The 3,726-nt window shown below is 71.1% G+C and carries 3 protein-coding genes; 1 reads left to right on the plus strand and 2 read right to left on the minus strand.

Features of this window, described 5'->3' with window-relative positions; translation table 11 throughout:
- On the plus strand, positions 1-1,423 hold a 1,423-nt coding region (locus ELR45_RS39355), incomplete at its 5' end, for a xanthine dehydrogenase family protein molybdopterin-binding subunit (RefSeq protein WP_205857403.1).
- A gap of 41 nt (positions 1,424-1,464) precedes the next feature.
- Here ELR45_RS39355 and ELR45_RS28010 read toward each other — a convergent pair.
- Positions 1,465-2,238, minus strand: a complete 774-nt coding sequence (locus ELR45_RS28010; protein ID WP_129669262.1) for an ABC transporter ATP-binding protein — start codon at positions 2,236-2,238, stop codon at positions 1,465-1,467.
- Positions 2,238-3,726 (minus strand): branched-chain amino acid ABC transporter ATP-binding protein/permease (locus ELR45_RS28015; protein ID WP_165368167.1); only part of this gene is annotated, 1,489 nt, incomplete at its 5' end. The genes ELR45_RS28010 and ELR45_RS28015, both read right to left, overlap by 1 nt.

The following is a 3,726-nucleotide window of genomic DNA, read 5'->3' on the forward strand; positions in this document are numbered from 1 at the left end:
CCAGGCGGTGCGCCGGGCCGCGGCGCAGGTACGGGTGCGCAGCGGCTTCAGTGGCGACGGCGAGTTGGTCTTCCACGACGTGCACGCCGACTACCTGATCGGTGCCTACGCCGACATCGCCGAGCGGGTTATGACCAAGGGCGGCTACCTGTCCTGCGGCCCGTACCGCACGGCCAACGCCCGTATCCGGGCCCGCGCCGTGCTGTCCCATACCACCCCGAGCACCGCGTTCCGGGGATTCGGCAGCCCGCAGGTGACCTGGGCCGTCGAGCAGCAGTTCGACGCGGCCGCACGGCGCCTGGGCCTGGACGGCCTGCAGATCCGTGCCCGCAACCTCGCCGACAAGGGCGACGACGTCGTGCCGGGCGACGCTCCCGCGGACGGGCACTGGCCGCAGGTGCTGCAGAAGGCCGCGGAGATGGTGGGCTGGGACACCCCCTTGCCGCCGGGACGCGGGCGCGGCATCGCCGTCGGCATCAAGGCTGGGGCCACTACGGGCCTGTCCAACAGCACTGTCCGGCTGCTCGCTGACGGCTCCGCGATCCTCTACGCCGGGACCTCGGACATGGGCCAGGGTGCCCGGACGATCTTCGCCCAGCTCGTGGCCGACGCGTTCGGCATCGAGGTCGACCGGGTACAGGTGGTCATGGGCGACACCGACGTGGTGCCGTTCGACCTGCAGACTTCCGCAAGCCGCTCCACCGTCTTCATGGGCACGGCGATCAGTCGAGCGTGCGCGGACGTACACGAGCAGCTCGCGGAGCTCGCCTGCGACCTGCTAGGGCTCGACGAGTCCCAGGTCCGGGTCGAGCACGGGCTGGTGCACCTGCCCGACGGCACCCGCACCATCCCCGACTTCGTCCGGACAGGGCTGCGGCGGTGGAACGGCGAGCTCGTCGGCACCGGACGCATGCGCAAGCCCCGCGTGGGCGACCACCCGCTTGGCGGCACGCCCGCGTTCTACGAGTTCAACTGCACGGCGTTCGAAGTCGAGGTGGACCGGGAGACCGGCGAGATCCTCATCCATGACCACGTGACGGTCTCCGACGTCGGCCGGGCATTGAACCCGCTGCAGGTCGAGACCCAGGACGAGGGTGCCGCGATCATGGGCCTGGGGCATTCGCTCATGGAGCAGCTGATCCACGACGACGCCGGGCGCATCCGCAACCTCGGCGCGCTGGACTACCGCATTCCGACCACCAAGGACGTCCCGCTGGGCCTGCGGACCGGCATGGTGGAGAATGCCGACGGGCCGGGCCCGTACGGCGCCAAAGGCATCAGCGAGGGCGCGCTCCTGTGCACGGCACCCGCCCTGGCGGGGGCCGTGGCCCAGGCCACGGGTGCGGTGATCCGTGACCTGCCGCTCACGCCCGAGAGGGTGTGGTGGGCCCTGCAGCAGCAGGCGGGCGACGGCAGCGCCTGAGGACACGATCGGGTGGCAGGACGAAAGCGCGAGCGTACCGCTCAGCCCTCGGGTCCCCCGCCGAGGTAGGCGTAGACCACCGCGGGGTCGGACGCCAGCTCGGCCGACCGACCCGTCATGATGATCTCGCCGCGCTGCAGCACGTACGCCCGCTCGGTGAGCTCCAGCGCGAGGAGCGTGTCCTGCTCGACGACCAGCATGCCCATCTTCCGGTCGTCGCGGATGCGCGAGAGCATCTGGCACAGGTCGTCGACGAGCCGAGGCGCCAAGCCCAGGGAGGGCTCGTCGAGCAGCAGCAGCGACGGGTTCGACATGAGCGCCCGCGCGATGGCGAGCGCCTGCTGCTGGCCGCCGGACAGGTCGCCGGCCGGCTGCCGGATCTTCTGCGCGAGCGCGGGAAAGACCTCCAGCATGTACTCGAGCTCCTCCTTGATGGCCGCCTTGTCGGTGCGCAGCCGGCATCCCAACAGCAGGTTCTCCCGCACGCTGAGGCCGCCGAAGATCTGCCGGCCCTGCGGGACGTGCGCCATTCCGCGGCGCAGTATCTGCGTGGGCGAGCACCGCACGACGTCCTCGCCGCCGAGCTCGATGCGCCCGCTCGTGGGCCGCATGAGGCCGGAGACGGTGCGCAGGAACGTCGTCTTGCCCGCACCGTTGGCCCCGAGCAGTGCGACACTCTCGCCGGCGGCGACCTGCAGGCTGATGTCGTGCAGGACGGCGATCTTCCCGTAGCCGGCGTTCAGGCCCTTGGCGAGGAGGGACCCGCCACCCGGCACGGCCACCTGGGTCGCCACGGTGGACTCGACCTTCGACATCACTTCTCTCCTCCAACCGTGTCCGGGGCCGTCCGCTCGGCGAACCGCTCCCCCAGGTAGGCGGCGACGACCCGTGGGTCGCGCTGCACGACGTCCGGGGTGCCCTCCATGACCTTGGCGCCCGCGTCGAGCACGACCACCCGGTCGCACATCGGCATGAGGAAGGACATGTCGTGGTCGATGATCAGGATGGTCAGGCCCCGATCCCGCAGCGCGAGCAGCCGGCGTTGCAGCTCCAGGCTCTCCGCGCTGGTCAGGCCCGCGGCGGGTTCATCCAGCACGAGCAGCTCCGGCAGCCGGGTGGCCACCACGGTGGCGATGCCGAGGTTACTCACCTGCCCGTACGGCAGATCCGACGCCGGCATGTCGGCGACGCGGTCCAGGCGGAAGGTCCGCAGCAGTTCGTCGATGCTGCCGACCTCCCGCGCGAGCGGCCCCTCGGCCTTCTCGCCGAGCGACCACACGAGGTTGCAGTGCTGACGCGGCGTGTACTCCGGAAACGACATGGACTGCTGGAACGTCCGCAGGATGCCCAGCCGCGCGCGCTCGTGTGGCCGCCGCCCGGAGATGTCCTGCCGCTTCCATCGCAGCGCGCCCGCGGTGAGACCCTGAAACCCCGTGATGCAGTTCACCAGTGTCGTCTTGCCCGAGCCGTTCGGCCCGATGATGCCGACCACCTCGCCGCGGCGGACGTCCAAGGAGACGCCGTCCACGGCCTTGAGCGCGCCGTAGTGCCGCGTGACGCCGTCGATCTCGAGCAGGACCTCGCCGGCCCCGGCCGTCCGCTCGCGCGGCGTGGCGGCGGGACCGGCAGCGGATGCGACGTCGTCGGCCGGGGACGCGGCGGTCTCGGCGGCGGTCTCGGCGGCGGTCTCGGCGGCGGCCTCCGCCACGGCGGTTTCCGGATCGTCGCCGCGACGGCGCAGCCGGTCGGCCAGCGCCCCGAGCCCGCCGACGATACCGGCCGGCGCGAGCAGCATGAACAGCATGAGCAGGACACCGAACGCGATCTCCTGCTTATGCGGGTCCTCCAGCCCGAGCGGCCCGAACCAGACCGGCAAGAAGACGACCACCCATGCGCCGACCAGCGGGCCGACCAGGGTGCGGGTGCCGCCCATCACGACCATGAGGAACACCGAGATGGTCGCCATGACCCCGAACAGGTCGGGTGTGACGGCCCGCAGGTGCATGAAGTACAGGTGGCCGCCGAGCCCCGCGATGGACGCGGAGATCACGAACGCGGCGAGCTGGTACATGAACGTGTTGATGCCCAGTGACCTTGCCAGCGGCTCGTTGTCGCGGATCGCCGCCAGCCGCCGCCCGAACGTCGACCGGCTGAGCACCCAGGTCACCAGCACGACCAGGTAGAGGAACACCAGCGCGACGAAGTAGCGCCGCATTGAGGAGTCGATCGGCAGCCCCGGCAGTCCCAGCTGCTGGGTGAGGTAGAGCCCGACGGGACCGTTGGTCAGGGAGTCCCAGTTGAGC

It is taken from the genome of Phytoactinopolyspora endophytica (genome assembly GCF_004138495.1).
In the GTDB taxonomy this organism is placed as follows: domain Bacteria; phylum Actinomycetota; class Actinomycetes; order Jiangellales; family Jiangellaceae; genus Phytoactinopolyspora; species Phytoactinopolyspora endophytica.